The organism is Propioniciclava soli (genome assembly GCF_014858005.1).
Lineage (GTDB): Bacteria > Actinomycetota > Actinomycetes > Propionibacteriales > Propionibacteriaceae > Propioniciclava > Propioniciclava soli.
Window position 1 is genome coordinate 68,902 of record NZ_JACYOT010000018.1, and the last position, 26,689, is coordinate 95,590.

At 69.9% G+C, this 26,689-nt stretch carries 27 protein-coding genes and 1 tRNA gene; 14 read left to right on the plus strand and 14 right to left on the minus strand.

Going from position 1 to position 26,689, the window contains the following annotated elements; translation table 11 throughout:
* Positions 1–7 precede the first annotated feature (7 nt).
* The gene (locus IFY26_RS15155) at positions 8–1,015 is read left to right on the plus strand and encodes a hydroxyacid dehydrogenase (protein WP_232549843.1); all 1,008 of its coding nucleotides are present in this window, start codon (positions 8–10) and stop codon (positions 1,013–1,015) included.
* 18 nt (positions 1,016–1,033) lie between these two features.
* Here IFY26_RS15155 and ppgK read toward each other — a convergent pair whose 3' ends face one another.
* The 4 genes from ppgK to IFY26_RS15175 form a co-directional block, all read right to left on the minus strand.
* Positions 1,034–1,813, minus strand: a complete 780-nt coding sequence (gene ppgK, locus IFY26_RS15160; protein WP_232549884.1) for a polyphosphate--glucose phosphotransferase — start codon at positions 1,811–1,813, stop codon at positions 1,034–1,036.
* A gap of 16 nt (positions 1,814–1,829) precedes the next feature.
* Positions 1,830–3,458: a PH domain-containing protein gene (locus tag IFY26_RS15165; protein WP_232549844.1), complete on the minus strand. Its 1,629-nt coding sequence runs from the start codon at positions 3,456–3,458 to the stop codon at positions 1,830–1,832.
* A complete protein-coding gene (locus IFY26_RS15170) occupies positions 3,455–4,069 on the minus strand; it encodes a PH domain-containing protein (protein WP_232549845.1) in 615 nt (204 codons plus the stop codon). The genes IFY26_RS15165 and IFY26_RS15170 overlap by 4 nt, the downstream gene beginning before the upstream one ends.
* Before the next feature lie 83 nt (positions 4,070–4,152).
* Complete coding sequence (locus tag IFY26_RS15175) at positions 4,153–4,779, minus strand: DUF1707 SHOCT-like domain-containing protein (RefSeq protein WP_232549846.1); 627 nt, start codon at positions 4,777–4,779, stop codon at positions 4,153–4,155.
* Positions 4,780–4,989: 210 nt separating this feature from the next.
* Here IFY26_RS15175 and IFY26_RS15180 point away from each other — a divergent pair.
* The 7 genes from IFY26_RS15180 to IFY26_RS15210 all read left to right on the plus strand — a co-directional run bounded on the left by IFY26_RS15180 (position 4,990) and on the right by IFY26_RS15210 (position 13,012).
* Positions 4,990–5,060: transfer RNA gene (locus tag IFY26_RS15180), tRNA-Gly, on the plus strand.
* A gap of 340 nt (positions 5,061–5,400) precedes the next feature.
* A complete protein-coding gene (locus tag IFY26_RS15185; RefSeq protein WP_232549847.1) occupies positions 5,401–6,426 on the plus strand; it encodes a LacI family DNA-binding transcriptional regulator in 1,026 nt (341 codons plus the stop codon).
* A gap of 110 nt (positions 6,427–6,536) precedes the next feature.
* Positions 6,537–7,865, plus strand: coding sequence for an ABC transporter substrate-binding protein (locus IFY26_RS15190; RefSeq protein WP_232549848.1), 1,329 nt, complete (start codon positions 6,537–6,539; stop codon positions 7,863–7,865).
* Positions 7,866–8,017: 152 nt separating this feature from the next.
* Complete coding sequence (locus tag IFY26_RS15195) at positions 8,018–8,896, plus strand: carbohydrate ABC transporter permease (RefSeq protein ID WP_232549849.1); 879 nt, start codon at positions 8,018–8,020, stop codon at positions 8,894–8,896.
* On the plus strand, positions 8,893–9,780 hold the full coding sequence (locus tag IFY26_RS18280) for a carbohydrate ABC transporter permease (RefSeq protein WP_232549850.1): 888 nt from the start codon (positions 8,893–8,895) through the stop codon (positions 9,778–9,780). The genes IFY26_RS15195 and IFY26_RS18280 overlap by 4 nt, the downstream gene beginning before the upstream one ends.
* Positions 9,781–9,840: 60 nt before the next feature.
* Complete coding sequence (locus tag IFY26_RS15205) at positions 9,841–10,899, plus strand: glycoside hydrolase family 130 protein (RefSeq protein WP_232549851.1); 1,059 nt, start codon at positions 9,841–9,843, stop codon at positions 10,897–10,899.
* A gap of 58 nt (positions 10,900–10,957) precedes the next feature.
* A complete protein-coding gene (locus IFY26_RS15210; RefSeq protein WP_232549852.1) occupies positions 10,958–13,012 on the plus strand; it encodes a hypothetical protein in 2,055 nt (684 codons plus the stop codon).
* A 234-nt stretch (positions 13,013–13,246) separates the two neighbouring features.
* Here IFY26_RS15210 and IFY26_RS15215 read toward each other — a convergent pair whose 3' ends face one another.
* From IFY26_RS15215 to IFY26_RS15230, 4 genes are all read right to left on the minus strand, one after another.
* Positions 13,247–13,780 carry a type II toxin-antitoxin system PemK/MazF family toxin gene (locus tag IFY26_RS15215; protein ID WP_232549853.1) on the minus strand — a complete coding sequence of 178 codons (534 nt, stop codon included), beginning with the start codon at positions 13,778–13,780 and terminating at the stop codon, positions 13,247–13,249.
* Positions 13,777–14,379, minus strand: a complete 603-nt coding sequence (locus IFY26_RS15220; RefSeq protein WP_232549854.1) for a hypothetical protein — start codon at positions 14,377–14,379, stop codon at positions 13,777–13,779. The genes IFY26_RS15215 and IFY26_RS15220 overlap by 4 nt, the downstream gene beginning before the upstream one ends.
* Before the next feature lie 55 nt (positions 14,380–14,434).
* The gene (locus IFY26_RS15225) at positions 14,435–15,034 is read right to left on the minus strand and encodes a TetR/AcrR family transcriptional regulator (protein WP_232549855.1); all 600 of its coding nucleotides are present in this window, start codon (positions 15,032–15,034) and stop codon (positions 14,435–14,437) included.
* 337 nt (positions 15,035–15,371) lie between these two features.
* Positions 15,372–16,880 carry an acetyl-CoA hydrolase/transferase family protein gene (locus IFY26_RS15230; RefSeq protein ID WP_232549856.1) on the minus strand — a complete coding sequence of 503 codons (1,509 nt, stop codon included), beginning with the start codon at positions 16,878–16,880 and terminating at the stop codon, positions 15,372–15,374.
* Between the two features lie 194 nt (positions 16,881–17,074).
* Here IFY26_RS15230 and lepB point away from each other — a divergent pair, with 194 nt between their 5' ends.
* On the plus strand, positions 17,075–17,740 hold the full coding sequence (lepB, locus tag IFY26_RS15235) for a signal peptidase I (protein ID WP_232549857.1): 666 nt from the start codon (positions 17,075–17,077) through the stop codon (positions 17,738–17,740).
* A gap of 40 nt (positions 17,741–17,780) precedes the next feature.
* Here lepB and IFY26_RS15240 read toward each other — a convergent pair whose 3' ends face one another.
* From IFY26_RS15240 to rfbB, 4 genes are all read right to left on the minus strand, one after another.
* On the minus strand, positions 17,781–18,632 hold the full coding sequence (locus tag IFY26_RS15240; RefSeq protein ID WP_232549858.1) for a D-hexose-6-phosphate mutarotase: 852 nt from the start codon (positions 18,630–18,632) through the stop codon (positions 17,781–17,783).
* 110 nt (positions 18,633–18,742) lie between these two features.
* Positions 18,743–19,930 (minus strand): DUF1015 family protein, encoded by a 1,188-nt coding sequence (locus tag IFY26_RS15245; RefSeq protein ID WP_232549859.1) that lies wholly within the window; start codon positions 19,928–19,930, stop codon positions 18,743–18,745.
* 44 nt (positions 19,931–19,974) lie between these two features.
* A complete protein-coding gene (locus IFY26_RS15250; protein ID WP_232549860.1) occupies positions 19,975–21,360 on the minus strand; it encodes a sugar nucleotide-binding protein in 1,386 nt (461 codons plus the stop codon).
* Positions 21,361–21,398: 38 nt separating this feature from the next.
* Positions 21,399–22,397 carry a dTDP-glucose 4,6-dehydratase gene (rfbB, locus tag IFY26_RS15255; protein ID WP_232549861.1) on the minus strand — a complete coding sequence of 333 codons (999 nt, stop codon included), beginning with the start codon at positions 22,395–22,397 and terminating at the stop codon, positions 21,399–21,401.
* A gap of 123 nt (positions 22,398–22,520) precedes the next feature.
* Between rfbB and rfbA the strand changes: the two genes are divergently transcribed.
* The 3 genes from rfbA to IFY26_RS15270 are packed head-to-tail and all read left to right on the plus strand — an operon-like array spanning position 22,521 to position 24,207.
* On the plus strand, positions 22,521–23,393 hold the full coding sequence (rfbA, locus tag IFY26_RS15260; protein ID WP_232549862.1) for a glucose-1-phosphate thymidylyltransferase RfbA: 873 nt from the start codon (positions 22,521–22,523) through the stop codon (positions 23,391–23,393).
* Positions 23,394–23,401: 8 nt separating this feature from the next.
* Positions 23,402–23,833: a guanyl-specific ribonuclease gene (locus tag IFY26_RS15265; RefSeq protein WP_232549863.1), complete on the plus strand. Its 432-nt coding sequence runs from the start codon at positions 23,402–23,404 to the stop codon at positions 23,831–23,833.
* On the plus strand, positions 23,830–24,207 hold the full coding sequence (locus tag IFY26_RS15270) for a barstar family protein (RefSeq protein WP_232549864.1): 378 nt from the start codon (positions 23,830–23,832) through the stop codon (positions 24,205–24,207). The genes IFY26_RS15265 and IFY26_RS15270 overlap by 4 nt, the downstream gene beginning before the upstream one ends.
* Positions 24,208–24,250: 43 nt before the next feature.
* Here IFY26_RS15270 and msrA read toward each other — a convergent pair whose 3' ends face one another.
* Positions 24,251–24,916, minus strand: a complete 666-nt coding sequence (gene msrA, locus IFY26_RS15275) for a peptide-methionine (S)-S-oxide reductase MsrA (RefSeq protein ID WP_232549865.1) — start codon at positions 24,914–24,916, stop codon at positions 24,251–24,253.
* A 159-nt stretch (positions 24,917–25,075) separates the two neighbouring features.
* Between msrA and IFY26_RS15280 the strand changes: the two genes are divergently transcribed.
* The gene (locus IFY26_RS15280) at positions 25,076–25,492 is read left to right on the plus strand and encodes a helix-turn-helix domain-containing protein (RefSeq protein ID WP_232549866.1); all 417 of its coding nucleotides are present in this window, start codon (positions 25,076–25,078) and stop codon (positions 25,490–25,492) included.
* A 2-nt stretch (positions 25,493–25,494) separates the two neighbouring features.
* Entirely contained in the window at positions 25,495–26,082 is a 588-nt protein-coding gene (locus IFY26_RS15285; RefSeq protein ID WP_232549867.1) for a hypothetical protein, read from the plus strand.
* Between the two features lie 160 nt (positions 26,083–26,242).
* Here the strand turns inward: IFY26_RS15285 and IFY26_RS15290 are convergent, their stop codons facing one another.
* Positions 26,243–26,602, minus strand: coding sequence for a hypothetical protein (locus tag IFY26_RS15290; protein ID WP_232549868.1), 360 nt, complete (start codon positions 26,600–26,602; stop codon positions 26,243–26,245).
* Between the last annotated feature and the right edge of the window lie 87 nt (positions 26,603–26,689).

Consider the following 26,689-nt stretch of genomic DNA (forward strand, 5'->3'; position numbering starts at 1 on the left):
TGAGGCCATGACCGAACGTCCCCGAGCCGTCCTCGCCATGCCTGCCGGCCTGCCGGAGAGGATGTTCGCGCCGGGCGACCTCGCTGCGATGCACCGTGCGCTCGACCTGACGGCGCACCCGGGGGTGGAACCGCCGCAGGGTGACGACATCGCGTTCCTGATCACCGGGTGGGGTTCGCCCCGTCTGGACGCCGCCGCCCTCGACCGGCTGCCGGGCCTCACCCACGTGTTCCACACCGCCGGCAGCGTCAAGGCGTTGCTCGCGCCGGAGGTCTGGGATCGGGACATCGTGGTGACGTCGGCGGCCGAGGCCAACGCGATGCCCGTCGCCGAGTTCGCGCTCGGGTGGATCCTGCTGGCCGGCAAGGCCGTGCCCGACGCGGCCGCCGTCTACCGGTCGAGCCGGGGCACCGTCTGGGCGGATCCGGACGCCTACGCCGGCCCGACGTTCGCCCGGGTGGGCAACTACCGGCGGGTGGTCGGCATCATCTCGGCCTCCTCCATCGGGCGCCGGGTGCTGGCGCTGCTCGCGCCGTTCGACCTGGACGTGTTGCTGTCCGACCCCTACGTGTCGGACGCCGACGCCGCTGCCCTGGGCGCCACCAAGGTGGAGTTGGCCGAGCTGTTCGCCCGCTCCGACGTCGTCAGCCTGCACGCCCCCGACCTGCCGGCCACGCGCGGCATGGTCACCCGTGAGCTGCTCGCATCCCTGCCCGACGGCGCGACGTTCATCAACACCGCCCGGCCGGCGATCGTCGACCAGGACGGTCTCGTCGCCGTGCTGAAGGAGGGACGCCACCGCGCGATCCTGGACGTCACCACCCCGGAGCCGCTGCCCGCCGACCACCCGCTCTGGGAGCTGCCGAACGTCACGCTGACCCCGCACTGGGCCGGGTCGCAGGGGCTCGAGTTGCACCGCATGGGCCGCATGGCGGTGGACGCGGTCACCGACGTCCTCGCCGGACGCCGGCCCCGCGGCGAGGTCACCTCCGCCATGCTGGCGACCATGGCGTGAGGTGCCCCGCGCGGCGGGTCACTTCTTGATCAGGACGTCCGGGTTCTTCAGTCGATCGGCGGCGAGCCACGCCGCACCCACGATGCCGGCCGCGTTGCGCAGCTCGGCGGGCACGATCTCGGTGCGGAGCTTGAGCAGCGGGAGGAACTTGTCCGCCTTCTTGCTGACGCCCCCGCCCACCACGAGCAGGTCGGGCGAGAACAGGAACTCGACGGTCTCGTAGTACCGCTGCAGGCGCTCGGTCGCCCACACGTCGAAGTCCAGGCCCTCCCGCTCCCGGGCGGACGCCGCCGCGCGCGACTCCGCGTCGTGGCCGTCGATCTCCAGGTGGCCGAGCTCGGAGTTCGGGATCAGCTCGCCCTTGTGGATCAGCGCCGACCCGATGCCGGTGCCGAGCGTCGTCACGATGACGAGGCCCGGGTGCCCCTTGGCCGCGCCCCACCGGACCTCCGCGACGCCGGCGGCGTCCGCGTCGTTGACCAGCGTGATGTCGCGGCCCAGGCGCTCCTCGAAGATCTTCTCGGCCTCCGCGTCGATCCAGGTCGGGTCGATGTTGGCGGCCGACCGGGTGATGCCGTGCTGCACGATGGCCGGGATCGTGATGCCGATGGGGCCGTCGCCCAGCTCCTCGGAGAAGTGCTTGGCGATCTGGCCGACGACGTCGGCGACGGCCTCGGGCGTGGCCGGCTGCGGCGTCGGGATGCGAAGGCGGTCGGTCGAGAACTCGCCCTTCTTGAGGTCGACAATGGCTCCCTTGATGCCGGAGCCCCCGATGTCGATGCCCAGGGCGTGACGGATCTTCATGCCGCAGAGCCTAGCGAGCCTCGGGGCTCGCGTCCGCCAGACCGGCACCCCCGGTATCGAACGACCGGTCGTAACCGGCGACCGGGGCCGGCTGCTGCTCCGCGGCGGCGTCGGTGTGGGTGCGCAGCAACCAGACGTTGGCATCGGCGGGGGCGTCCGCACGATGCACCAGCGTCTCGCGGAGCCCGGGGGGATCCAGCAACTCGTCGGTGCGGGAGGAGCGCGCGCGGTCCATCTGTCTGAACACCAGGCCCCGTGCCTCGTCGGCGTCGATGTGGACGATCCGCTCCCCGAGCGGGTTGGTGGTGTGCAGCTGCACGGTGGCGACGCCCACGCGCCGCTCCAGCGGGCCCTGGGTCAGCCGCACCGACTGCATGCGGGCGTGCGGCACGATCTGCTGGGTGCGGTTGAGCCAGCCGAGGCGGCTGACGACCACCTGGTCGTCCAGCGCGTAACCCAGCCAGGGGAACGCGAACGGGTCCAGCCACCGGGCACGCCGCGGCGGGCCGTTGAAGGTCAGGCGATCCAGCTCCAGCCCGGGCCAGAGCGCAGCCAGCGCCGCCTGCACCTGGTGGGGTCGCCCGATGGGCAGCAGCATCGTCGTCGCGGGGCCCTCGCCGTCGCCGCCGAGCCCCAGGCCGAGCACGGTCACATCCAGCCGCGCACGGTTGAGCCAGCGCCAGGGCAGCGGCTGGCTGATCCGGATGGCCTGCACGCGGTGCGCTGGCACCGTCTGGCTCTTCAGGGTGAACAGCCCGCGGGTGATGCGGACGCCGGCGGACGTCTGCGCCAGCGTGTAGTTGAACTGGCCGAACAGTCTGTTGCTCAGGAAACCCGCGAGCGCGATGGCCAGCGGAATGATCCCGGTGCCCACGGCCAGTGCCGGCACGTCCAACGCAGCGGCGATGGCCATCGGGATGCCGAAGGCGATCAGCAGACCGATGACCTCGAGCGAGGCCACGGCACCGAGGATGACCTCGCCGGGGCTGAGCCGGATGAGGATCTCGTCGCGGGCCGACAGGTCGTCCCAGGCGGAGGCGGCGGCGTCCGGGGTGGCGGCGTCCTTCGTGGAGGCCGAGCGGCCGTGGGCGCGCACCATCAGGTAGTCGCGGATCTCGGCGGCGCGTCCGCGCTTGAGGTAGGCGAGCTTGGTGGACGTGTCCGCCCCCACGTCGATCGTGAGTTCGGCCAGGCCGAGCAGGCGCGCGGCGAACGGCTGGGTGATGTCGATGGACTGGATGCGCGAGAAGGCGATGCGCTTGGACTCCTGGAACGCACCGGTGTTCTCGATGCGCAGCTCGGCATCGTCGATGATGAACTTGGTCGTCCACCACGACCAGTAGCCCCACGCCAGCCCCAGCAGCAGGGCGCCCATCAGGAAGAGCAGCCACCACGGGATGCGGCCCACGAGGTCCGACATGTCGGCGAACGTGCGGTCGCCCTGCAGTATCGACGTGAGGGCGAACCAGCCGAACGCGACCACGCCGATCCACAGGCTCACCAACGGGCTGAGGGGGTGCATCCGCTCCTCGACGACGACGCGACCGGGGGCGTCGGCGGGCGGCGGGCCGAGCGAGCCAAGCGGGGCTGCTTCGTCGTCTCCGGGCGCGCCCTGGGCGGTGTCGGGCCGGTCGGTCACAGCCCCGACCCCTTCGCGTCGCTGAGCTCGATGAGCCGGTCCCGCAGGATGCGGGCCTCCTCCAGCGGCAGGCCCGGAATGGTGGCGTCCGTCGTGGCGGACGCCGTGACCAGCTCGACGGTCGCCAAACCGTGGGCGCGCAGGAGCGGGCCGGACGACACCTTCACCACCTGCATGCGACCGAACGGAACCACGAGGAGGTGCTTGAACCAGAGTCCCTCGGTCACGCACAGGTCCGCCTCACGCTCGGCGTAGCCGATGGCGCGCACGACCCGGCCGGCCCGGATCCACGCCCACAACCACCACAGGAAGAACACCACCAGCGGGATGGCGGCGGCCCAGGCCTGCTCCCAGATGAACCAGACGGGCACGGCCGTGATGAGGGCGAGCACCGCAAAGGTGATCGACGAACTGATCCGGCGGACCGTGATGAGCTTGGGTGAGACGCGGCGCCACGTGTCAGCGGGCGGCGCGAAGACGGCGGGCACGTCGGGCGGGCCGAGACGATCCTCCGATGCCGGCGGGAGCGGCGGCAGGGCACCACCCGGGGACAAGGCGGTCGGAACCGATTCAGGGTCGGCGGGGTGCTGATCGGGTCGGAGAGCCTGCATGTCGCCCACCCTAGGTGCGGGGTCTGACAGTGGGGCAGCGCCCTCGGTCGAGTCCGAGGACGAGTCGGACGTCGGGCCCCGCATCACCGGTCGCGCTTCTTCGTGCGGGGGCCCTTGGCGTCCACCCCGCCGAAGAGGACGAGGCCCTTCAGCACGACCGTCGGGGCGCCAGGCACGGGGTGGACGCGGGAGACGCTCGTCCCGCCGAAGATGGCGACCGTCTCGTTGCGGACGTTGACCCCCTCGGGCACCGTGATGTCGACTCCTCCGAAGGCGCAGAACAGGTTCATCTCGACCACGTCGGATTCGAAGGTCGCGTCCCTGAGGTCGAACTCCGCGCCGCCGAACAGGGTGATGTTTGAGACGTGGCGGCGGACGTGCCAGGGACCTTTCCGCTCGACGCCGCCGAAGATGGCGAAGGAGGTGTCGGCCTCGGAGGAGCCCGCCGTGCGGTCGATCTGCGCCGATCCCGATGAACTGAACGCGCCGATGGTGCGGCCGGTGTTGGTGGCCGGCACGAGATCGGCCGTGAGGCCGCGCAGGTCGTCGAACGTTCGGGCCGCCATGGCCTGTTCGAGGCGGGTGCCGTGTTCGTCGCGCGTGAGACGTCCCTCGGCGTAGGCGGCGGACAGCAGGTCGGCGACGATGCCGCGGTCGGCGTCCCCGACGCGCATGTGTCCGGGCTGGCGTGGATCGGGGGAGACGGTCATGGCTCCACCGTAAGCGGGGGTGGACGCCGTGGCGAGACCTCGCGTCGGTGACCCGGGGTCGCTCGGGGGCCACCCTGAAGGGTGAGTTGACGCCGCCGCCGCGCATCCGCCGCGCATCCGCCGGGCGGGCCGCCGGCCTGGCCGGGACCGGTGCGACATGCGGGCGGCGGGGGGACGTGGTTAGAATGGCCGGGTTGCGCGAGCAACACTGCGGGCGTAGCTCAATGGTAGAGCGCCAGCTTCCCAAGCTGGACACGCGGGTTCGATTCCCGTCGCCCGCTCCCATCGAACGGGGCTTGCCAGGCGGCACGTCACAGGTGTTTCTCCCTCGGCTTGAGCCCCATCCCCGAAGTACAGTGCTTAATAGATGGCCACGCTGCCCTCCACAAGGCGTCCACGCCCCTCAGCCATCGCGCGGTCACTGTGTCCCCGTCCGGTGCTGCTATCCAGCGCCACGTTGACGCTCGCATGCCAGATCAGGAACATCAATCCCGCGTGCTCACCCCGCTGGGCGAACGCGCGGCCCTGGCCGCTCAACGTCCAGCTCACCAGCCGCGCTCGACGCTTGGGCACGTCCGTCGCGGCGCTACGCTGAGCAGAACCCGAGCGACAGGAGAGGGTGTGGCCCGACGCGTCACCATCGTCGATGTCGCCCGTGAGGCGGGCGTCGCCATCAGCACGGTCTCGGCAGCACTGAACGGTCGCGACGGTGTGGCGCCGACTACACGTGAACGAGTGCTGGAGGCGGCGCAGCGGATGGGGTGGGTTCCGTCCATGCAGGGACGGAGCCTCGTCTCCCGCCGCGCATGGGCGGTGGGCCTGCTCCTGCAGCGGCCGGCGTCCGTCCTAGAGGCCGACCCGTTCTTCGCCGGCTTCCTCGGGGGCGTCGAAACCGTGCTCGACCCGGCCGGGCACGCGCTGGTGCTCATGCTGGCCGCGACCCCCGAGAAGGTGCTGGAGCGCATGCCGCGTTGGGCGCTCGGCGGCGTGGTCGACGGCGTCTTCCTCACTGACGTGCAGGCCGACGACCCGCGCTTCGCCATGGTCGAGGAGCTGGCGTTGCCCGCGGTGGCGATCAACGTCACCCCACCGGGAGGCGCTGCGTCGTCAGTCACTCAGGATCACCACTCGGGCCTTCGCGATCTGATGGCCCACGTGCTCAGCCTTGGGCATGAGCGCGTCGCGCACCTGGCCGGACCGGCAGCGTTTGTGCATTCAGGGGAGCGCGAGCAGGTGTGGCGCGATGCCCTCGCCGAGGCCGGTCTGCCCCCCGGGCCGCTGGTCCGCGGTGACTTCAGCACCGAGAGCGGGGCGAAGGCCGCCGACGCACTGCTGGACCTGCCCGAACCCCCGACAGCCGTCGTATGCGCCAACGATCTGATGGCTATCGGCCTGGTGTCGCGTGCGGGCGCCCGCCGCGTCCGCGTCCCGCAAGAGCTGTCGGTCACCGGCTTCGACGGTATCCGACTGGCGTCCTACATCTCGCCACCGCTCACGACGGTACGCACCTCGCCCCACCACCTCGGAAGCCGCGCCGCTGAACTGCTGCTCGACCGCATCGCCGGTGGTGCCGTGGAACACGCCCACATCGAGCCGGCCGGCCTCGTCCTGGCGGGCTCGACCGCCCCACCGCCCCCCGGCCACTAAGTGCGTACTCGCACAAAGCGATCTGAGGGGCCGCCTCGACCTCTGTTGCATGGGTGGCCACGACTGCTACTATCTGCCCACCGAAACGTTTCGGATACGGGAGGACCCCCATGGCAACGATGAAGTTGCGCGCCGGACGCGCACGATATTTCCGGCTGATCGCCCTTGCGGGCGCGACCGCTCTGGCGCTCAGCGCATGCTCGGGCGCGGAGGCACCGGCTCCCGCATCAGTTCCGACGGACACTGCGGCTGTCAACGGTGAGCTCAACATCCTGGTGTCGAGTGCCGCTGGCTCAGACGCCGGATTCAAGGCCGTCAACGACGCCTTCGCCGAGGAGTTCCCCAACGTCACGGTCAACTTCACGGCAGTGCCCAACGAGAACTACAACCAGGCTCGCACCTCGCGGCTGACCGCAGGCAGCATCGACGTGGGACTGGCCAACCCCAGGGAACTACCGAGCTACGTGCCTGAGTCCAACATGGGCGACGATGCCCGACTCGCCGATGCCGGGGGGTTCGTGGACCTCACCGACCAAGCCTTCATGGAGAAGTTCACCCCGTCCGTGCTGGAGCAAACTCGGTACAAGGGCAAGAACTACACGGTGCCGACGGGCCTCTCTTACTACACGGGCCTCACCTACAACAAGGAGATCTTCGCGGAGAACGGCCTGACTCCGCCCACGACGTGGGACGAGTTCATCACCCTGTGTGAGACCCTCAAGACAAATGGCATCACGCCCATCTCGATCGGCGGCAAGGACACCGCCGGCATCATCATGCTCAGCGTCGTGCAGAGTACCTACCCCACGGCCCAGGCCAAGCAGGATCTGGCCCAGGGTTTGTACGAGCACACGATCGCGCTCAACGACGACGAGCAGCTCGAGGTGCTGCAGAAGGTGGAAAAGGTCTACTCGTACGGCCAGCCCAACTTCGCGGGCTCCAACTACTCCCAGATGACCTCCGAGTTCCTCAATGGCCAGGCAGCGATGATCTCCGACGGGACGTGGAACGTCGGCTCGCTGCGCGAGGCCGGGGGAGTTGATTTCGGCTACTTCCCGCTGCCCGCCAGCGACACCGCGGCCGACAACGCGTCCCTGGGCGGAAAGGCGGAGCTGAGCCTCGCAGTGCCGAGCAACGCCAAGAACAAGCCGGCCGCCATGGCGTGGATGGCGTTCTTCGCCGACAACTACGAGTTGTTCAACGACGAGGCAGGGTTCGCGCCCTCGCAGCCGGGCGTCGCGAGTGACGAGTTCTACACCGGCATCGAGCAATACACCGAGACCTTCGAACCGGCGTGGGACACCATCTGGATCGCCAACACCAGTGCCGGCCAGGCAGCCGCCCTTCCGTTCAACTGGCAGGGCATCCAGCCAATGGGAGCCGGTGACGCGCAGGCGGCTGCCGACGCCGCGCAGCGGGACTGGGACGCCGCCAAGTAGATAGAGCCGTCCGCTGAGACGCAAGGCTGGGCCCTGCCGAGCCGCGCGTCAACCACGTCCCTCGGTGGGGGCCCTCGGACCGGGCCCCCACCCCCACCCACCCGAGAGGGGAAGGCGTGAACAGTAGCAACTACATCGTCTTCGGCCGGCGCTTGACCGCCCAGATCAGTTTCGCCATCGGAATGAGCCTGATTGTCCTGTTCTCGCTCGTCCCGGCGGTTCTGATCCTAGTCATCTCGTTCACGGACATCCGGTCGCTGCCCTATCTGCCGACACGCTTCGTCGGCGTGGAGAACTACCTGACGTTCTTCTCTTCGGCCCAGATTGGCTACAACCTGTCGGCGCTGAAGAACACCTTCGTTTTCGCCTTTGCAGTCACTTTCTTCCAGAACGTGATCGCTCTGTTCATCGCGGTCCTGCTCAACCAGCGCCTCGTGGGGCGCAACTTCGCCCGCGCCGTCGTGTTCCTGCCCACCATCCTGGGTGTCACCGTCATCGGCCTGATCTTCTCGCTGATCTTCAACCCGTCGGCCGGGCCGGCCGCCGAGCTGTGGGCAGCGTTTGGGCAGTCCAGCGCATTTTTTGGGGACCCGAACCTCGCGATGGCGCTCGTGATCTTCGTGCAGGTGTGGAGTGGAATCGGCGTCGCCGTCGTCATCTATCTCGCCGGCCTGCAGGCCATCCCGCAGGAGTTGTACGAGGTGGCCGACATTGACGGAGCGACCAACTGGCAGAAGCTTCGCAATGTGACCATCCCCTTGCTGGCCCCGTCCGTGACGGCCAACACTCTGCTGTGCATCATTGGTGCGCTCCAGAGCTACCAGCTCATCTACGTGCTGACCGGGCCGATCAACCCGGCAACCCAGGTGCTCAGCCTCGCCATCTTCACCCAAGGCTTCGGGGGAGCCCAAGGCGGTACCGTTCAGTCGCAGGGCTACGCGGCCGCCATCTCGATCGTCCAGTTCGTCATCGTGGCGATCATCTCGCTGGCCACGCTGGCGTACCTGCGCTCCAAGGAGACGGCGCTGTGACCACACCCCTCCCCGTCGCGGCCCCGCCACGACCCATCGCCGCTCGCGAAGACACCCCCGTCGGGCGCCATCGACTGACGCCGCTCACCCTCGTCGGCTACGCGCTGATGCTCATCGTGATCATCGTGTACGCCTACCCGCTGTTGTTCCTGATCAACACGGCCCTCAAGAGCAACGCCGAGTTCTTGGTGAACCCCACCGGCCTGGTACGAGCCCCAGAGTTCGGCAACTTCGTCGCCGCATGGGAGCAGGGCAACTTCGCCAACTACGTGCTGAACTCGGTGTTGTACACCTTCGTTGCCGCATCCTTGGGCACCGTCATGTCCCTCATGATCGGGTTCCCTGTCGCTCGCGGATACGTCAAGCATCCCCGGCTGTGGCAGGGCGTCTTCGCCGCCATGCTCTTCCTGCCCAACACCCTGGTCACGGTCTTCCAGATGGCGCTGCGCCTGAACTTGTACGACACGGCGCTCGGCTACATCTTGATCATGGCCTCGGGTGTCGGCGTCGGACCCCTCCTTGTCACGGGCTACCTCAGCTCAATCCCCCGGGAGATCGACGAGGCCGCCGCGATGGACGGCGCGGGGTATCTGCGCTACCTCTTCACGTTCCTGCCCAAGCTGATGGCGCCCGTGCTGTCAACCATCTTCATCCTGCAGGCGATCGGCGTGTGGAACGACATCATCTTGGCCACCATCCTCTTCACCGACCAGGAGAAGTGGCCCGTGACGCTCGGTCTATTCGCTTTCAAGGGCACCTACACGAGCCAATGGAGCCTGCTCTCGGCGGCGACGCTCATCGTCGCGGCGCCCTTGCTCATCGTCTACCTGTTCCTGCAGCGCTACCTCGTGGCCAGTGTCGTTGGCGGCGCCGTCAAGGGCTGATCGATCGACCCACTTCTTACGCCCCTTCAAACCCCCAGCCAGACCACGAAAGAGGACCGCATGAGCCATACAGACTTCCCCTACACGATGACGCGGCGGGGGGTCGTGATGACGCCCGACCGCAGCGACCCGCACGAGCTGGAGGGCGTCCTCAACCCGGCGGCGGCGCGGGCGCCAGATGGGCGCCTCGTGCTCTTCCCGCGCGTGGTCGCGGCTGGCAACCGGTCGCGCATCGCCGTCGCCGATGTGGTGGTGACCGACGGTGTCCCCACCGGGGTGGAGCGGCGCGGCATCGTGCTGAGCCCCGACCGCGGGTGGGAGCGCGGCTCCGACCACGGGGGCGTCGAGGATCCGCGCATCACGTGGATCGAGGCGTTGGGGCTGTACGTGATGACCTACGTCGCATACGGTCCGTTGGGCCCCCGCGCGGCCCTCGCCACCTCAAGTGACCTGGCAACGTGGACGCGCCTGGGGCCGGTCCAGTTCCGGTATGAGGACCACCTCGACACCGACCTCAACCTGTTCCCGAACAAGGATCTGGTCTGGTTCCCCGAGCCCATCCCTGGCCCCGAAGGTGAGCTCTGTTTCGGGTTCATACACCGCCCGATGTGGCGCATCCGTGGCCAAGAGGTGTCGCTGCCGGCCGGCGTCACCGATGATCGGGCAGCCATTTGGCTCTCCTACGTCCGGGTTTCGGACGCGCTGGCTGACCCGGCCGCGCTGCTGCGTCCCTTCGGTCATCGGGAGATCGCTCGCTCTGAGACGGCCTGGGAGGCGCTCAAGATAGGCGGTGGGCCGCCTCCGGTGCGCGTTCCCGAAGGCTGGCTCCTGATTTACCACGGTGTCTCCGGCACCATCATCGAGGACGATTTCGCGCCGCAGAAGGACGTCCACTACGCCGCCGGGGCGATGATCCTGGACGCGGCCGACCCCAGCCGGGTCGTGGCCCGCACCGCCCATCCGCTGCTCACCCCCGAGACAGAGCGTGAACGTGTCGGCATCGTTGGCAACGTCGTGTTTCCCACCGCGATCGTCGAGGTCGACGGACGCCTGTTCACCTTCTACGGCATGGCTGACGAGGCGATCGGCGTCGCCTCGCTCGACCGAGCCACCCCCTGACGCGGTCACCCTCCCCTGCGGTCTTCGCGCGCCGATCCCCGACCTCGAAAGGCACGTCATGCTCATCGATCACCCCGTCCGGCGTCGCACCCTGCTCGCCGGCGTCGTCACCGCACCGCTGGCGCTCTCCGCTGCCACCGCCGTCGCCGCACCTGCTCCGGCCCCGGCCTCCACCCCGGGCGCCGCGCCGGCGCCCCCCCTCACCAACCTGGGGCACCTGGACGAGTTGACCACCGCCGTCCGCCTGACGCCTTCGGCGGCCCACACGACCTACCGGCTGTCCGAGGAACCGGAGGTGGGCCAGTTGTGGGTCTATGCGGACGTTCGCCCCGACGGCAGCTACCAGCCAGTGGGCGGTGGCGCCTACGACGCAGCCACGGACACGTGGGGACAGGGGGCGTACGACGTCGATGACATCGCCCGGGCGGCGGTGGTGTACCTGCGGGCCTGGCAGCAGACCGGCTCGGCGCACGCCCGCGAGCAGGCCTACCGACAGCTACGTGGCATGGCGTACTACCAGACCCTCACCGGCCCGTACGCCGGTGAGTTCGTGCTGTGGATGCAGCCGGACGGCACGCTGAACCCGACACCGACCCCGCCGGACAACCCCAATCCGGCCGATCAGGGGGAGTCGTACTGGACCGCGCGCGCCGTGTGGGCCTACGGCGAAGGGTACGCCGCCTTCGCCCAGCACGACCAGGCGTTCGCTGCGTTCCTGCGGGATCGGATGGAACTCACCATCGCAGCCCTCGAGCGCGACGTGCTCGTACGTTACGGCACCTACCACGACCTGCACGGTGTCCAGGTGCCCGCGTGGCTGATCACGCAGGGCGCCGACGCCACGAGCGAGGCCCTGCTCGGACTGGCCGCTTATGTGCAGGCGACCGGGTCGCCCGCGGCCGTGAAGGCAACCCGGCAGTTTGCCCAAGGCCTGGCGGAGTTCCATCGTGGCACCACGACCCAATGGCCGTTCCGCGCCCTCATGCCGTGGGCAGAGTCGCTGGACCTGTGGCACGCCTGGGGTTCGGAGATGGCCCAAGGGCTGGCGGCGGCGTCCATCGCCCTTGGCGACTCCGACCTCATGGGGCCGGCGATCGGCGACACCGCCGGGTTCACCGCTCAACTCCTCACCTCCACGGGGCCCGACAACGGTTGGCTGCCGGTTCCACTGGAGAAGGTGCAGATCGCGTACGGAGCGGACGCCCGCGTGCGGGCTTGCTATGACGTGGGAGTGGCTGCCCGGCGTGACGGCATCCGCCGTCTGGCGGGAATCGCCGCGGGCTGGTTCTTCGGTGCGAACCTGGCTGGCGTGCCTGTTTACGACCCGGCCACCGGGGTCACGTTCGACGGCGTCGAGGCGGACGGACGCATCAACCGCAACTCGGGTGCCGAGTCGACGATCCACGGGCTGCTGACCATGCTCGTGCTGGACGACAACCCTGAATTGGTGGCGCTCGCGAAGGCGTCCGCCCAGATCCAGGTGCGCAACGGTCTGGTGGTCGTCGAGGCTGAAACAGCTGCGCTGCAAGGCCCGGCGACCGTGGAGACGCCGGCGTCCGCGTGGACGGGCGAATCGTCGTGGAGCGGTCAGCAGGTCGTGGCACAGGCCGGTGCCGTGCTGAGGTGGACGCTGCCCGCCTCGCGTGAGCCACGGTTGCTGCAGCCGGTGGTCGAGTTGGTGCCCGGCTCGCATGCGGTGACGAAGTTTGTGAGCAGACGCCGTCCGCTTGGGTGGATCCATCACGGCGCCGTGGGGGCACCCGGTGACGCCGCGGCCCCGACGAGGCTCACCCCTGTCGAGCTCGACGGACGCGTTGCGGGAGGCGAGAGGTCGGTCGAAGCGCTCGTGCGCGGGGGAACAGCTCGGCTGGACGCGCTCCTTGTCATGCCTGAGATCGCGATGCTGGCCTCGCAGAGCGACGGCGTGGGCATGGTGCTGCTCACCTCCAAGAGCCGCCGGGTCGAGGAGAGGCGTCCAGACTTGGCCGGCTCGGGAAAGCTGGTGGCCACCTCATATGACGCGGATGGTCGGTCGCAGGGCTCCGCCCTGATGCGTGGCCGCCGCGTGCGCATCGAACCTGGGGGATTCACCATCGTGACGCGTGGCCTTTGACGGCGGACCTGCGTCAGCCGGTTCAGCGCTGGTGGCGAGGGCGGTGCCCAGCGCGATCCTTGGGGCTACGCGAGGCCGGACCCTGTTGATTTGAGTCCCTGGACCACAGGGGGTTGTCGCATTCGCTCTTGGAAGACGGGCGCATCCTTGCCGACCGGAAATGCGGCGGGGGCGAGCAGTCGGAGGGTTTCGGCGCACCAATCTGGTCAAGTCCTGCGGTAGGCCGAGCTGGCGTCAGTGCCCCCGGTGCACGCGGACTTCGGCGATCACCCGGTCAAACACGTCGCGGGGCAGGGCCGCCGACGTGCGGCGCACGGCGTCCGGATCGAGCCGGACGATCCGGTTGACGCGCGCCTCGCTGGCCCGGCCGCGGGAATCCCACGGGCCGCGCCCGATGTCCATCCAGTACCGGCCGGCACGGGCCTCTTGGGCGGCGTCGCGGTCGTGGTCGAGGCTCGTCAGCGGCAGCCCGAGCAGCCAGGAGCGGTCGCGTCCGATGAGCAGCACGGGACGGTCCTTGCCGCGGGTGGCGTCCTCCTCGTAGGGCACCCAGCCCCACACGACCTCACCCGGGTCGGGCCGATTGCCGGCCACGGGGGTGTAGGCCACGGTCGGCATACCCTCGAAGTCACCGGGGTAGCCGCCGCGCGGCTCGGTGGTTCGCGGGCGGCGGGCCGACCGGGTGGGCGACACCAGCGCAGCGGACGCCCGCGCGCGGCCCACGACGCGCCGCAGCGCACCGACGGCCCGGGCGAGGCGGCCGCTCACCGGTACCTCGGCAGCGGGCCGTAGTACACGTCGTCGGTGATCGTGGCCACCGGCGGGCCGGGGTGGCGGCGCAGGTGCCAGCGAGCGAAGAATGCCCGCGACGGCGGCAGCCACAGCAGAATCGCGCCCAGCACGGCGAACGCGATGCCCGCGCTGGCCAGCGGATTGATGATGAGCGCGGCGCAGCTGAGCGCCACGGCGATGAGGCCGGCGATCCGAGCCCACCGGTACCCCCACCACGCATGGTGCGCGGCGATGATTCCGGCGGCCCCGATCACCAGGGCCACCACGAATTCACCGCTGACCATGGCCACGCGGATCAGTGAGCCCGGCTCGGTGGGCGTCACCCGGTGCAGCCACGCCGCCTCGGCGAACGTGTCGATGCTCTGCCAGAACGCCCACAGCAAGCCGGCGAACACCACGGCGACGCCCAGGTACAGCAACGCCGCCGCCCCGTAGATCGACCACGGCCGACGCGGCTCGCCCGTCCGCGGGTCGGTGGTGGCGTCCTTCGAGGCGGCGACGGTGCCGATGGCCGGCTCGGCCACGGACGCCGCAGGTGCGGCGTCCGTGCGTTCGGTCGGCACAGGATGCGTCATGGCTCCGTCCTGGTTCGGGGACGCCCAGTCTAGGCCCGTCCCCGAACCAACGGGATCACCAGGTGTCCACCAAGTACTGCTGGAGCGCATGGCCGGTGGTGCGCACCAAAGTGCGCACCGCCGTGGTCGACAGCGGCCGCATCTGCAGCAGGTTGCGGCTCGCGAAGAGCCCCAGCGTGGCAGCCGCCGCGAGCTGACCCCGCAGCACGGCGTCCTCGTGTCCGAAGTGCTCGGCGATGGGGGCGTACAGCTCCCGTGCCGTGAACTCCTGGACCGCCCGGAAGCGGGTGACCTGTTGCTCTCCCTGGGAGATGAGCCAGAGATAGCCGTCGTTGACCTCCGGGGCGTCACACGCCGAGATGAACGACCTGGCGGCCCGCTGGCCGACCTCGGCCACCTCCCCGCCGAGGATGTGGCGGTGCACCTCGGCGAGGTCCACCTCCGTCGGCAGGAGCGCCTCGACGAACAAGGCGGCCTTGGAGTCGTAGTAGTGATGGACAAGAGCCGGGTCGACGTCCGCAGCGCGGGCGATCGCCCGAAGGCTCACGCGGTCATAGCCCTCGGCACTGAAGAGTGCCTTGGCGGCGTCCCGGATGGTGCCCCGTGTGTCGTCGTTGCCCGGACGACGGCCCCGAGGGCGCGCAGCCGTGTTCATGTAGATCCTCCCCCCAGTTCGACCGTGCGAGGGGGGGGTGGACCCCCCGGGTCCGCTCGAACTGCAATCATTTACAAGGAATCGTTGAGTGACGATTCCGATTCAGTCTTGTGATGATAAGCGTCGGCGTCAACTCCAAAGCGCCTGTTTCGCGCCCCGACAAGGCCTGACGTCCCCCGGTAGGTGACCAGGAACACGCCTTCTGCACACCTTCTCGGGGCGGTCTGGTGAAGTCATCGCGGGCGTCACGCCTAGACCCGCCGCAGTTGCGCGTCGAATCGGCGACCGGAAGGCGTTGTGAAGAGTTACCAACGCGCTGGGGGGCTTTCGCCCGCGATCAGGACTTCATCGTTCCGTCGGCCAGGAACCGGACGTGCCAGCTCAGCGCCTCCCCCAGGTTGTGGGGTGTGTGCTGCCCGTTCGCCGTCTTCTGGGCCCGCTCGAAGTAGTCCAGCAGCGCCGGACGGTAGTCGGGGTGGGCGCAGTTCTCGATGATGAGCTTCGCGCGCTTGCGTGGCGCCAGCGTGCGCAGGTCCGCCAGCCCCTGCTCGGTGATCAGCACCTGCACGTCATGCTCGGTGTGGTCGTGGTGGCTGACCATGGGCACGATCGCGGAGATGGCCCCGCCCTTGGCCACCGACGGCGTCACGAACGCGGAGATGTAGGCGTTGCGGGTGAAGTCGGCCGAACCGCCGATACCGTTCTGCAGCCGGCTGCCCATGATGTGGGTGGAGTTCACGTTGCCGTAGATGTCGGCCTCGATCATGCCGTTGCAGGCGAGCACGCCGAGGCGCCGGATCATCTCGGGGTGGTTCGAGAGCTCCTGGGGCCGCAGGATGATGTTCTTGCGATATTTCTTCGCCTCGTCGTTCATCCGCTCGGCGTACTCCGGCGACAGGGAGAACGCGGTGGCGGACGCCACGGTGAGCTTGCCCGAATCGATGAGATCGACCATGCCGTCCTGGATGACCTCGGTGTACGAGGTGAGGTCGCTGAACGGCCCGGCCTGGAGACCCGCGAGCACCGCGTTGGCGACGTTGCCGACGCCGGACTGCAGTGGCAGCAGGTTCTTCGGCAGCCGGTCGTGCTTCACCTCGTTGGCCAGGAAGTCGAGGTAGTGCTGGGCGATCGCCTCGGAGATGGCGTCGGCCGGCTTGAAGGGGGAGTTGCGGTCCGGCAGATCGGTCTCGACGACGGCGACGACCTTCGAGGCGTCGATGCGGTACGTGGTCTGACCCACCCGGTCGCCGGGGGCGAGGATGTCGACCTCGCGGCGATCCGGGGGCAGCGCGAAGCCGTAGTAGAGGTCGTGCATGCCGAGCAGGTCGAGGCTCTGCCAGCTGTTCACCTCGAGGATGATCTTGCTGGCCTTCTCCAGGTAGATGACGTTGTTGCCCACCGACGAGCTGGGAATGCCCTCACCGTCGGCGTTGATGCCCGCCACCTCGATCACCGCGACATCCAGCGGCGCGAGCACCTCGGCGCGGACGAGCGGCCCGGAGTGGGACAGGTGGATGTCGTTGTAGTCGGAGAGACCGGCGTTGATCTTACTGCGCATCACCGGGTCGGACTGGTAGGGCATCCGATAGCTGATGCCGTCGACCTCGGCCAGGGTGGCGTCCAGCTCGGGAGCGGTCGACGCGCCCGTCCAGCACCCGATCTGGAAGTCCTTGCCCTCCTCGTGGGCGGCGCGGATCCGCGTGGCGAGCGCACCCGGGATCAGCTTGGGGTAGCCAGCTCCGGTGAAGCCGGAGAACCCGACGTTGTCCCCGTGTTCGATGAAGGTTGCCGCCTCGTCGGCCGACATCACCTTGGAACGGAACTTTTCGTGCTGGATCCGGGACATGCAACCACTTCCTCTTGTCGATCACGACCACCCTAGCCCGAACGACCCGGCCCCACGGCCGCCCGGAGCAACGTGGCCCAAGTCATTGGAAGCCGCCCGGTGCAGGGCCGGCAGGCTGGTGTCGGAGGGGCTGTTTACCATGGAGAGTGGCGTCCGCGGAGGCAGGGGCGCGTGACGGAAACGGGGTGGGTGAGGTGAGCGGTGCGGCAACCGAGCGGCGGGCCGGACGCCGGCGCGCGGGCGGGGGCCGGACGTCTTGGTTGGCCGTCGGAGGCGTCCTGGCCGGCGTGGTGCTGGTGGCGTTGCTGCTGCAGGCGTTCGTGCGCGTGCACGTCGTGGCCTCCGACGCGATGGCGTCCACCTTGACGCGCGACGAGCGCGTGCTGTCCTCGTCCTGGGCGTTGGGGCCGGACGGCCCGTCGCGCGGCGACGTCGTCGTACTGGGCCACGGCACCACGTGGGAGGACGCGGAGCTGCCCCCGGCGGCGGGGGGTGGGCAGCTCTGGACGATCACGCGGGTCGTCGGGCTGCCCGGGGACGCCGTGGTGTGTTGCGACGCCGAGGGGCGGATCACCGTCGACGGAGAGCCGCGGGTCGAGCCGGCCACGGTGGACGACGCGCCGTTCACCCCCGGCGTCCTCGACTGCGCCACCTGGCCGCGATCGGAGCGCTGCTTCCCGCCCGTGACCGTGCCCGCGGGGCGGCTGCTCGTGCTGGGGGACCACCGCGGCGTGGCTCCCGACTCGATGGTGCTGTGCCGGGGCACCGCGCCGGCGTCCGACTGTGCCCGCTTCGTCCCCGCCGAGCGCGTGGCCGGACGCGTGGTGGCGAAACTCTGGCCGCCCGGCCCGGTGGGCTGACCCACGGCGAGGCGCCGGGGCCAGCCGCGTCACGCGGACGTCAGGCGAGCGCGATCCGCTGCCGGAGTTGGTGCATCTCACCGGGCCGCAGAGTGATCGCACCGTCGCGGCAGTTGGCGGCCTCGATGCAGAGCATGCCGGTCCATTCGTCATCGCCGAAGTCGGGCAGCGCCTTGGCCTTGTCGACCCAGGGGTTCCACACCACGGTGTTCGCCGAACCGCTCTTCGCGATGACGAGCGTGCGGCCGAGCACCGGGTCATGTACGACGACCTCACCCTCGCTCGTGTACACCCGGTCGGTCTCACCGGTGATGGTGATGTCACCGGACTGGGTCTGCGTCTCACCGGTGACCTTGTCGAAGTACGTCGCACCGTCGAGGCCGGAGACGGTGACCTCGCGCACGTCCCCGACGGCCAGGTAGGTGTGGAGAGCGTTCTCGAAGGTGATGACGTTCTCGCCGGTGTTGTTGATCTCGAGCGTGATGCCGAGGTATTCGGGGGTGAACTTGGCGCGCAGGTAGGCGCGGTAGCGGTGCGGCAGGCCGTCCTGGCGTCCGGTCATCGCCTGGTCGAGCTCGTACTCGACGAGGAGGCGTCCGTCACGCTCGAGGGTGTCCTTCGTGTCCTGCAGGTGCCATGTGGCGGTGCGGACGAACCCGTGCGCCGGGTCGCCCTCCTCACCGGGCCCGAACCACGGGAAGATCACGGGAACGCCGCCGCGGATCGGCTGGTCGTCGGAGAAGGCGGAGTGCGCGCTGAGCCACAGCACGGGCGCCTGCCCGTCGGGTTGGTACGACCAGATGTGCGCCCCGTGCTCGAACACGCCGTAGTGCCCCGAACCGTGCTTGGCCTCGACGCCGCGCATCGGGTTCGTGGTGGTCTCGAACGCCATGGTGAAGGATCCTCCTCGGGAGAGTCGTCAGGTGCCCTGAGCCTAGTTCGCGGCCCCCGGCCGTGCAGCCACGGCGCGAAATCGGCGGCCCTCTCGCCCGGTGAAGCCGATCAGTCCGTGACGCCCAGCGGGCGCAACACGAAACCGGTGCGCAATTTGGGGGTGAAGAACGTCGACTTGGGAGGCATCAGCAGCCCCTCGCGGGCGGTGCGCTCGATCTCGACCAGGGAGGTGGGACGGATGAGGACCGCCCCCGCAACCGCGCCCGAGGAGACCAACTCGGTGACCTCCGCCAAGCCGTGTTGATAGCCGACCTCGGCGCCGGTGCCCTCCACCGCGTGCTCCAGCCAGGCGCCGTCGAGGGCGCGGACGCCGTCGAACGCCCCAGGCCGGGGCGTGAGCCAGCTGGCGCCCTGGGCCGTGAGCAGGACGAGGCGTCCGGTGCGGACCATCTCGGAGAGCGTGGCCGGTGTGGGATCGGGGGCGGGGGTCAGGTCGAAGCGGCCCGCGAGGGCGTCGCGCAGCGCGTCGGCGCTGAGGCCCCTGTAGACGCGGTGGATCGCCTCGATGCTGAGCTGCTCCTCCACGAGCTCGTTGACGAAGGTGAGGGTCCGTTCGGCCGTGGTGTCGGTGCGGCCGGACGCCGCCCGGACCTCGTCGCGGTGCGTGCGGGCGATGGCATAGCGGTGGTGGCCGTCGGCGATCAGCACGTCGTCGGCGCCGACGATGGAGGCGATCGCGGCAATGCGCTCGGGGTCGGTGACCCGCTCGACGCGATGGGTGACGCCGTCCACGACGAGCGTGCCGACCGGCTCGCCGGGCTCGGCCAGCGCCGCCGTCAGCCCGCGGGCCAGCGACAGGCCCCACACCGGTGAGAGGTTGGCATCGGTGGCCCGGGTGAGGTCGAGGCGGTCGGTCTTGGCCTTGGGGGTGGTGCGCTCGTGGGGTAGGACGCCGCCGGCGCCGGCGTCCACCACCTCCAACGCCCCGAGGACGCCGACGATCTCTCGCGATGCGCCGGTCGCGTCGGTGAACCCCATCCGGTACATCGTGAAGCTCGGCTCGTCGTCGGTGACCAGGACGCCGGCGTCCAGCCACCCCTGCAACGTCGCCGCGGCACGCTCGTAGCGGTCGTCACCGCCGCGGGGCACGTCGACGTGGACGATGTTGTGCTCGCTGCGGGCGGCGAGAGCGTCGGTGTCGGCGTCGCTCAGCACGTCGTACGGCGGGGCGATCACCCGGGTGAGGTCGGTGCCGGGGGCGTACCGGTGGGCGCGGAACGGCTCGAACGCAGGCATGACGCCGATCGTATCGGCGCCCCGAAGGGTGGGCAGGTGCGGGCTCAGCGGTGGAGATACTCCCGGAGCGCCTCGTCGGCGTCGCGGGGGACGAACCCGGTGGCCTTGATCTTGCCCAGCGCCAGCGCGCTGTGGCGCGGCCGTGGCGAGACGACCTTGCCCTCGGCGAACGCCTCGGTGGTCTGCGGCGACACGTCGGATGCCGCGTGCCCCGTCAGCTCGAACACCTGCTGGGCGATCTCGAACCAGCTGCGGACGGCGCCGTCGTTGGTGAGGTTGTAGGTGCCGTACGGCGCCCCGGACGCCAGCAGGTGCGCGATGCCGTCGGCCAGGTCGGTGGTGAACGTGAGCCGCCCGAACTGGTCGTCGACCACCGCCGGCGCGACACCCCGCTCGGCCAGCGACGCCATGGTGCGCACGAAGTTCTTGCCCTCGCCGATCACCCAGGAGGTGCGGACGACGTAGTGGGCCGGCAGGGTCGCCACCAGCGCGTCGCCGGCGGCCTTTGTGACGCCGTACACGCCGAGCGGGCTGAACGGCTCGTCCTCGTCGTGCTCCTCCGCCTCACCGTCGAACACGTAGTCGCTCGACACGTGCACCAGCGTGATGCGGAGCTCGCGGGCCACGGCGACCAGGTTCGTCAGGGCGCCCACGTTGAGCGCCCACGCCGCACTGCGTCCCTCCGGGTTCTCGGCCTGGTCGACCGCGGTGTAGGCGGCCGCGTTGATGACGGTGCCGACGCCCCCCCACGGGTATGCGGCGACCGCGTCGGCGTCGGTGAGGTCGAGCTCATCACGGTCCAGGGCCGCGGCGTCCGGGAAGGCCTGCTGCAGCGCGCGCCCGAGCTGGCCCTGCGCGCCGACGATCACGGTCGTGCGCGGTGGCATCGGCACCACGTCGGCCAACCGCGGGTGCTGGGCGTCGGCGTCCGAGATCGTGGCCTCGGCCAGCGGGATCGGCCACGCGATGGCGGCGGTCTCGTCGGCCAGGTTGAGGTAGGTGTAGGACGCCCGCGCCTCCGGTGACCAGTGGTCGTTGACGAGGTAGCTGTACGCCGTGTCCGCCTCGAGGGCCTGGTAGCCGTTGGCGACGCCGCGCGGCACGAACACCGCCCGCTCGGGCCCCATCTCGAGGGTGAAGCTGGTGCCGAACGTCGGCCCCTCCCGCAGGTCGACCCACGCGCCGAAGATCCGGCCGTGGGCCAAGCCCACCAGCTTGTCCCACGGCTCGGCGTGCAGGCCGCGGGTCGATCCGGCGTCGGCGTTGTAGGACATGTTGTTCTGCACCGGCGCGAAGTCGGGCAACCCGAGGGCCACCATCTTCGCCCGCTGCCAGTTCTCCTTGAACCAGCCGCGGGCGTCCCCGTGCACGGGCAGGTCGACGACCAGCAGCCCCGGGATGGCGGTGGTGTGGACGGCGAGGTCGGTCATGGAAGTCTCCGTGGGTCGAGCGGCGGGGAAGGGGGGCACTACTGGCCGGTGCGGGCGTACTTGGCCTCGGTGGCCTCCTTCATCGGACGCCACCACCCCTCGTTCGCGCGGTACCAGTCGATGGTGGCGGCCAACCCGGCCTCGAACGCGGTGTACGTCGGCGTCCAGCCCAGCTCGGTACGCAGCTTGGTGGAGTCGATCGCGTAGCGCAGGTCGTGGCCCGGCCGGTCGTTCACGTGGTCGTAGGCGTCGGCGGGGTGGCCCATGAGGCGCAGGATCATCTCGACGACGTCCTTGTTGTTCATCTCGCCGTCGGCGCCGATCAGGTACGTCTCGCCGATGCGGCCCGCCTCGATGATGCGCAGCACGGCGGCGTTGTGGTCGTCGACGTGGATCCAGTCGCGCACATTGAGCCCCGCGCCGTACAGCTTGGGGTGGACGCCGTCGATCAGGTTCGTGATCTGGCGGGGGATGAACTTCTCCACGTGCTGGCGCGGCCCGTAGTTGTTGGAGCAGTTGCTGATCGTGGCCTCGACGCCGAAGCTCCGCACCCACGCCCGCACCAGCAGGTCGGAGCCGGCCTTCGTGGAGGAGTAGGGACTGGACGGGTTGTACGGGGTCGTCTCGTGGAAACGCTCGGGGTCGTCGAGCTCCAGGTCGCCGTACACCTCGTCGGTGGAGATGTGGTGGTAGCGGACGCCGTGGCGCCGGCACGCCTCCAGCAGGGTGAACGTGCCGACGAGGTTCGTGTCGATGAACGGCGACGGGTCGTTCAGGGAATTGTCGTTGTGCGACTCGGCGGCGAAGTGGACGACCACGTCGGCGTCGGCCACGAGGGAGCCGACCAACTCGGCGTCGGTGATGTCGCCGACGACCAGGCGGACCCGGTTCTCGGGTAGATCGTCCAGGGAGGCGCGGCGTCCGGCGTACGTGAGCTTGTCGAGCACCGTCACCTTGTGGTCGGTGCCGTCGACGACCGAGCGGACGAAGTTGCTGCCGATGAAGCCGGCGCCGCCGGTCACGAGGTAGTGGGACACGGCAGCCGAGTTTATCGGCTCACTCGCGGGGGCGCCGCCGTTCGCCGACTGTGCGCGCGCCGCAGGCCGGAATCGGCGTCGCGTCGCCTCGCGCCCGGCGGTGAAAAGCACCATGATGGAGCCATGCGCGGCATCATTCTCGCCGGGGGGTCCGGCACTCGGCTCCACCCGATCACCCAGGCGACCAGCAAGCAGCTCGTCCCGGTGTACGACAAGCCGATGGTGTATTACCCGCTCTCCACACTGATGTTCGCCGGCATCGCCGACGTGCTGGTGATCACCACCCCGCACGACGCGGACGCCTTCGCACGCCTCCTCGGGGACGGCTCGCAGTTCGGCATCTCCATCACGTACGCCACCCAGCCGGAGCCCAAGGGCCTGGCCCAGGCCTTCACGATCGGTGCCGACTTCGCCCGCGGCGAGAAGTGCGCGCTGGTGCTCGGCGACAACATCTTCTACGGCCCCGGTCTCGGCCGGCAGCTGCGCAAGTACGGCGACATCGACGGTGCCGCGGTGTTCGCCTACTGGGTGGCGAACCCCAGCGACTACGGCGTCGTGGAGTTCGACGAGGACTTCCGGGCCGTCTCGCTGGAGGAGAAGCCCGTCGCTCCGAAGTCGAACTACGCCGTGCCGGGCCTGTACTTCTACGACGCCGACGTCGTCGACATCGCCGCCAACCTGCAGCCCTCCGCGCGCGGTGAGTACGAGATCACCGACGTCAACCGGGTCTACCTCGAGCGGGGCGACCTGCAGGTCGAGGTGTTGACCCGCGGCACCGCCTGGCTCGACACGGGCACGTTCGAGTCCCTCAACGATGCCAACAACTTCGTGCGGACGGTGCAGGCGCGTCAGGGGCTCCAGGTGGGCTGCCCCGAAGAGGTGGCGTGGCGTCAGGGCTTCCTCAGCGATGACGAACTTCGGGAGCGCGCGGAGCGGCTCGTGAAGTCCGGCTACGGGGACTATCTGCTCAATCTGCTCGCGCGCGACGTCCGGTGAAGCCGCGCGTGGCGGCCACGTGGGTCGTCATCGTGCTGCTCGTGGCGGGCCTGGCGTTCGGCCTCGCCGGCCTCGGCGGCGCGCTGAGCGCCGGGCCGCAGCAGGCCGCCACGCCGGCGGCCGCAACCGCGGACGCATCAGTGCGCGCCGACCCCGTCTCGGGCCTGGCCTGGGTGGAGCTCGCCGCGCTGCCGCCCGAGGCGTCCGACACGGTGGACATCATCGCGGCCGGCCCGCCGTACCCCTACCGCGCCGACGGCGAGACGTTCTCCAACCGCGAGGGCCTGCTGCCCGCCCAGCCGGAGGGCTACTATCGCGAGTTCACGGTCGAGACCCCCGGTGCGGACGACCGCGGCGCCCGCCGCATCGTCGTCGGCGCGGGCGGGGAGTACTACTGGACCGCAGACCACTACGACAGCTTCGAGAGGATCCGCCGATGAACGCGACCTTCGCGCCCGGCATGTACGTCACGACCGCATCGGCCGAATCGGTCGCCGGCGACTGGCGGCTGGCGGGCTGGACGGCCCGGGTCGTCCACGTCGACACCGACGAGGAGGGCAAGCGGGCGCGCCGTGCCGCGCTGGTCGAGGTGGGCCGTTCGCTCCGGTTCGGCGACTCCTTCGGCGCCAACCTGGATGCGTTGGAGGACAGCCTGCGCGACCTGACCGAGCCCACCGTGCTCGTCTGGGCCCGCGGTGGGGCCTTCGCGGACGCCCATCCGGCCGCGTGGGAGACCATCAGCGAGGTGCTGGCCGCCCGGACGCGCCGCAAGCCCGGCTTCGCCTTCGTCCTGGCCGACACGAAGAGCCGCTGAACCGTTCGCACCACCGCGGGGGAAACGCGGGGCTCGTGGGCGCTCAGGCCCGGCAGGCCACCCCGGTCGCGTGGATCGGGCAGTAGCCGCCCGGGTTCTTGACCAAGTACTGCTGGTGGTACGCCTCAGCGGGGTAGAAGGTCACACCGTCCGCGTCGGCACCGCCACCGCCGGTGCCCCCGGCCGCCGGGGTGATCTCGGTGGTGATCGCGCCGTAGCCGGCAGACGCGTAGGCCTCCTGCGCCCGGTCGCGGGCCGCGGCGGCGGCGTCCGCCTGCTCGGAGCCGACCGTGAAGAGGGCCGAGCGGTACTGCGTGCCCACGTCGTTGCCCTGCCGCATGCCCTGGGTGGGGTCGTGGGCCTCGAAGAAGTGCGTGAGCAGGTCGTCGTAGCCGACCTGCGCCGGGTCGAAGCAGACGCGGACAGTCTCGGCGTGGCCGGTGCGGCCCGAACACACCTCTTGGTAGGTGGGGTTCGGCGTGAACCCGCCCATGTAACCCACCGCGGTGTTGGTCACCCCGGGGATCTGCCAGAACAGCTTCTCCTCGCCCCAGAAACAGCCCAGGGCGAAGTACGCGACCTGCGAGCCGCCGGGGGTGGCGAGCACGTCGGTGCCGAAGACGTCGTGGACGACGCCGGGCGGCAGGACGGGGGTGTCGCGACCGGGGAGGGCGAGGCGAGGATCCACGAGGCGAGGCTTTCCGAACATGCCCCGAGCCTACGTGCGGCCGGCAAGCAAGGCGCTTGCCGGGATGCGGGCCGGCAAGCGCCATCACCCGCCCCCGACCGGCTCATCGGGGCTGTCTCAGGGTCACGAACGGGGTGACAGGGGGTTGCCGGCGCTAACTCCAGCTAGCAGGATGGGGTCATGGCAGGCGAGGAGGTCCATCACCACGAGCGCACTGCGCTCGGGGACTTCATCGCAAGCCAGCGGCGCGCCGCCGAGATGTCGCTTCGTCAACTCGCCGATCGCGCCGGGATCTCCAATCCCTATGTCAGCCAGATCGAACGGGGGCTGCGCAAGCCGTCCGCGGAGGTACTGAACCAGATCGCCACCGCCTTGTCGGTGTCGGCCGAATCGCTGTACATCCGGGCCGGTCTGCTCGAGGGGGTCGACGACCGACCCACCGCGACAGAACGCGTCATCTCCACCGATCCGAAGCTGTCCCCGGCGCAACAGCAGGCGCTCATCGGGGTCTACCGGGCCTTCACCGGCCTGGCCGACCAGTCACCCGAGCCGAATCAACCCCACGAGCCGGCAAGCCCGGCCCAGCACGAGGAGTGAACATGTCCGACCAGCACAACGACCAGACCCGTGGCGAGTTCGTCGAGGACGTGACCGCCGACCGCACGCAGCCGACCACCGGTTTCGGTGACGGCGAGAAGCTGACGCCCGAGAAGGTGGGCGAGGCCGCGGTGAAGTTCGCGTCCGAGACGGCCTTCGCGGCCGCGGGCGTGGCCGACCTCATCGCCGCGAAGGCGCGCGAGTTCTTCGACACGCAGCGTCGCCAGCTCGCCGAGAAGACCCCGGAGGGCATCGACCCCAACTTCAAGCAGTTCGTGGACGGCATGCCGGACCAGTTCAAGGTCTTCCTCGACGAGGTGACCCGGCAGTACCACGACATGGCTGAGCGGGGTCGCAGCGCCGTCTCCGACTTCTCCCAGCAGGTGAAGGAGTCCCGCGCCGCCCGCCCCGACGGGGCCTTCGATGTCAACGAGGGTGTGGACGCCGACACCGTCGTGGCGCCCGAGTTCGTCGAGGAGACGACCACCGACACCACCTTCCTCGACACCGACGTGCCGCCCACCGCTCCGGAGGACGCCGCACCCGACCAGACCTGGCCGGGGGAGTCGAACACCGAGCACCGCGACTGACCAGTACCTGACCAGTACCTGACCAGTACCTGACCAGTACCTGACCAGTACCTGACCAGTACCTGAACAGCACCACCCCGCGGGGGTCCGGCCGACAGGCCGGGCCCCCGCGGCCCTGCCGGGCTCCGGGGGCCGGCCGGGGTGCCTGCCGGCCGGTGGGTCAGCCGTCGTCGTAGCGCACGTGGTCGCCCAGCGGGGAGGGGTGGTGGCAGCGGGCGGGCAACCAGGCACCCTTGCTGCGACGCAGCACCCACAACCGGCCGGGCACGGCGACGGCGTCCACGGCCTTGCGCGCGGTGTCGGCGGCGATGAACGCTTCCGCGTCCTCCTCGGCGTCGTTGCTGTCGGGCACGACGAACCGGACGTAGAGGCGCGGCGTCCCGGCCACGACGTCGAGGTCGTGCCCGTCGAGGTGGTGACCGGAGGCGCGCAGCTGCCCGAGCAGGGTGGCGAGCACCTCGGGCGGGGCGTGCCCCGGCCGCACGTCGAGGATCTCCAGTTCGAGCCGGAACGAGGGCATGGCTGCACCCTAGGGGGCGGCTCCGACAATCCGACGGGGGGCCGGCATCGACCCCCGGTCGAGAGTCCGGGCAGATTTCCCCATGGG

Bases quoted from the DNA above. Each gene is read 5' to 3' on its own strand.
- IFY26_RS15155 (WP_232549843.1), top strand. From the start codon at position 8: ATGACCGAACGTCCCCGAGCCGTCCTCGCCATGCCTGCCGGCCTGCCG.
- IFY26_RS15170 (WP_232549845.1), bottom strand. From the start codon at position 4,069: ATGCAGGCTCTCCGACCCGATCAGCACCCCGCCGACCCTGAATCGGTT.
- IFY26_RS15175 (WP_232549846.1), bottom strand. From the start codon at position 4,779: ATGACCGTCTCCCCCGATCCACGCCAGCCCGGACACATGCGCGTCGGG.
- IFY26_RS15190 (WP_232549848.1), top strand. From the start codon at position 6,537: ATGGCAACGATGAAGTTGCGCGCCGGACGCGCACGATATTTCCGGCTG.
- IFY26_RS15205 (WP_232549851.1), top strand. From the start codon at position 9,841: ATGAGCCATACAGACTTCCCCTACACGATGACGCGGCGGGGGGTCGTG.
- IFY26_RS15210 (WP_232549852.1), top strand. From the start codon at position 10,958: ATGCTCATCGATCACCCCGTCCGGCGTCGCACCCTGCTCGCCGGCGTC.
- IFY26_RS15220 (WP_232549854.1), bottom strand. From the start codon at position 14,379: ATGACGCATCCTGTGCCGACCGAACGCACGGACGCCGCACCTGCGGCG.
- IFY26_RS15225 (WP_232549855.1), bottom strand. From the start codon at position 15,034: ATGAACACGGCTGCGCGCCCTCGGGGCCGTCGTCCGGGCAACGACGAC.
- IFY26_RS15230 (WP_232549856.1), bottom strand. From the start codon at position 16,880: ATGTCCCGGATCCAGCACGAAAAGTTCCGTTCCAAGGTGATGTCGGCC.
- IFY26_RS15240 (WP_232549858.1), bottom strand. From the start codon at position 18,632: ATGGCGTTCGAGACCACCACGAACCCGATGCGCGGCGTCGAGGCCAAG.
- IFY26_RS15245 (WP_232549859.1), bottom strand. From the start codon at position 19,930: ATGCCTGCGTTCGAGCCGTTCCGCGCCCACCGGTACGCCCCCGGCACC.
- IFY26_RS15250 (WP_232549860.1), bottom strand. From the start codon at position 21,360: ATGACCGACCTCGCCGTCCACACCACCGCCATCCCGGGGCTGCTGGTC.
- rfbA (WP_232549862.1), top strand. From the start codon at position 22,521: ATGCGCGGCATCATTCTCGCCGGGGGGTCCGGCACTCGGCTCCACCCG.
- IFY26_RS15270 (WP_232549864.1), top strand. From the start codon at position 23,830: ATGAACGCGACCTTCGCGCCCGGCATGTACGTCACGACCGCATCGGCC.
- msrA (WP_232549865.1), bottom strand. From the start codon at position 24,916: ATGTTCGGAAAGCCTCGCCTCGTGGATCCTCGCCTCGCCCTCCCCGGT.
- IFY26_RS15280 (WP_232549866.1), top strand. From the start codon at position 25,076: ATGGCAGGCGAGGAGGTCCATCACCACGAGCGCACTGCGCTCGGGGAC.
- IFY26_RS15285 (WP_232549867.1), top strand. From the start codon at position 25,495: ATGTCCGACCAGCACAACGACCAGACCCGTGGCGAGTTCGTCGAGGAC.
- IFY26_RS15290 (WP_232549868.1), bottom strand. From the start codon at position 26,602: ATGCCCTCGTTCCGGCTCGAACTGGAGATCCTCGACGTGCGGCCGGGG.